Origin of the sequence: Allostella sp. (assembly GCF_041913585.1) — a bacterium.
In the GTDB taxonomy this organism is placed as follows: Bacteria; Pseudomonadota; Alphaproteobacteria; order ATCC43930; family Allostellaceae; genus Allostella.
In genome coordinates this window covers 1-1,500 of sequence record NZ_JAYSFE010000299.1, presented here as the reverse complement: position 1 = coordinate 1,500, position 1,500 = coordinate 1, and the positions used below count along the sequence as shown (strand labels likewise).

At 70.3% G+C, this 1,500-nt stretch carries 5 protein-coding genes; 1 reads left to right on the top strand and 4 read right to left on the bottom strand.

Features of this window, described 5'->3' with window-relative positions:
* A partial coding sequence (locus ACE3Q3_RS24405) for a GNAT family N-acetyltransferase (RefSeq protein ID WP_374450477.1) occupies nucleotides 1–420 on the top strand: 420 nt, incomplete at its 5' end.
* A gap of 27 nt (nucleotides 421–447) precedes the next feature.
* Here the strand turns inward: ACE3Q3_RS24405 and ACE3Q3_RS24400 are convergent.
* The 4 genes from ACE3Q3_RS24400 to ACE3Q3_RS24385 form a co-directional block, all read right to left on the bottom strand.
* A complete protein-coding gene (locus ACE3Q3_RS24400) occupies nucleotides 448–726 on the bottom strand; it encodes a type II toxin-antitoxin system RelE/ParE family toxin (RefSeq protein WP_374450475.1) in 279 nt (92 codons plus the stop codon).
* Nucleotides 726–1,013, bottom strand: a complete 288-nt coding sequence (locus tag ACE3Q3_RS24395; RefSeq protein WP_374450473.1) for a CopG family ribbon-helix-helix protein — start codon at nucleotides 1,011–1,013, stop codon at nucleotides 726–728. Before ACE3Q3_RS24395 ends, ACE3Q3_RS24400 begins: the two co-directional genes overlap by 1 nt.
* A 65-nt stretch (nucleotides 1,014–1,078) precedes the next feature.
* The gene (locus ACE3Q3_RS24390; protein WP_374450471.1) at nucleotides 1,079–1,360 is read right to left on the bottom strand and encodes an acylphosphatase; all 282 of its coding nucleotides are present in this window, start codon (nucleotides 1,358–1,360) and stop codon (nucleotides 1,079–1,081) included.
* A 2-nt stretch (nucleotides 1,361–1,362) separates the two neighbouring features.
* The coding region (locus ACE3Q3_RS24385) for an acetyl-CoA carboxylase biotin carboxyl carrier protein subunit (protein WP_374450479.1) at nucleotides 1,363–1,500 on the bottom strand (138 nt) is incomplete at its 5' end.

Sequence of the window (1,500 nt, the reverse complement as noted above, 5' to 3'; positions counted from 1 at the left end):
TCGATCGCCGAGCTCTGCGCCGCCGATCACCGGAACGACCCGGCCATCCTCGCCCGCTGGCTCGGGAACAAGACGGTCGAGAACGTGCGGAGATGGATCGCCGAGGCCGGCAACTCGGTCCTCGTCGCGGTCGAGGCCGACCAAATCGTGGCCGTCGGCTCGGTCACGGATGCGGGCCGGATCGGCCTCAACTACGTCTCGCCGGCGGCCCGCTTCCGCGGCGTCAGCCGCGCCATGCTGCATGCCCTCGAAACGCGCGCCGCGTTGCGCGGCAACGGCCGATGCACCCTCGACAGCACCGCGACGGCCCGTCGCTTCTATCGCGATGCGGGCTACGTCGAGACCGGCCCGCCCGCCGGCGCGTTCGGGACGGACTCCGCATACCCCATGGTCAAGGCGCTGGCCCCACGCCAGCGCTGATCCGGGCGTCAGCAGCGGGGCGAGCGCTCAATCGGCCGGCCATCGCCGGGCCGCATGGACCACGGCCAGCACCCGAACGGCATCTCCCGTCACCTCGTACACCAGGACGTAGTTCGGATGAACGACCAGCTCGCGCGTCCCGGCTACGCGGCCCGGCCGTCCGAGGCCGGGATCGTCGGCCAACTGCCGAGCCTTCTCGTGCAGCAGCGCATCGAAGCTCTCCGCCGCCGCCGGATTGCTGGCCTCGATATAGTCATAGATCGTGCCGCGGCTTTCGATCGCCTCGATCGTCCAGAGCAGCTCCATCAATCCGATGCTTCGAGGCGACGGCGCGTTGCTGCCCGCCGGGCTGCGAACTCGGCCTTGACCTCCGCGGCCGGAATCAGATTGCCCGCATCGGCCGACGCCCGCGCCTTTTCCACCTCGCGGCGAAACCATGCGTCGTATTCGGCCGCCTCGTTCTGCCGCTGCACGAAGTCGCGCATGAAGTCGCGGAGGAGCTGGGCGGCCGTCCGGTCCTTGGCCTTGGCCGCCTGGGTGAACTCGGCCTTCAGCGCCTCGTCGACGCGGAAAGTGAAAGTCGCTTCGGTCATCGGCTGCCATCCGTCATGTGTTACATGATGCGTGCATCATAACACATGCGCCGGGCGGATCGATCCTAGGTCGACTGCGCCTGGGTGAAGCCGGCGCTGCCGTCGTCGGTGGCGGGCGTGCGGGCGACGGCAGTCACCCGCGCCTTGGGCGGGCCGGCGTGGCAGCGGCGCGCCAGTTCCTCGACCGCGGCCGGGTCGCCGACCACGAGCGCCTCGACGGTGCCGTCGGCGCGGTTGCGGACCCAGCCGCGCAGGCCGAGCGCACGGGCATTCTCGACCGTCCAGGCGCGGTACCAGACGCCCTGGACGCGGCCGGAGACGACGAACCGCTCGGCCCTGTCCGCCACCGCTATTCGAACTCCAGGATCTTCTGGTCGACGGCGAGGCTGCTGCCGGCCTCGGCATGGATGCGGGCGATGCGTCCGTCGCGCATGGCGCGCAGGATGTTCTCCATCTTCATCGCCTCGACCACGGCGAGCGGGTCGCC

Coding starts and splice junctions, on each gene's coding strand:
- ACE3Q3_RS24400 (WP_374450475.1), bottom strand. CDS start 726: ATGGAGCTGCTCTGGACGATCGAGGCGATCGAAAGCCGCGGCACGATC.
- ACE3Q3_RS24395 (WP_374450473.1), bottom strand. CDS start 1,013: ATGACCGAAGCGACTTTCACTTTCCGCGTCGACGAGGCGCTGAAGGCC.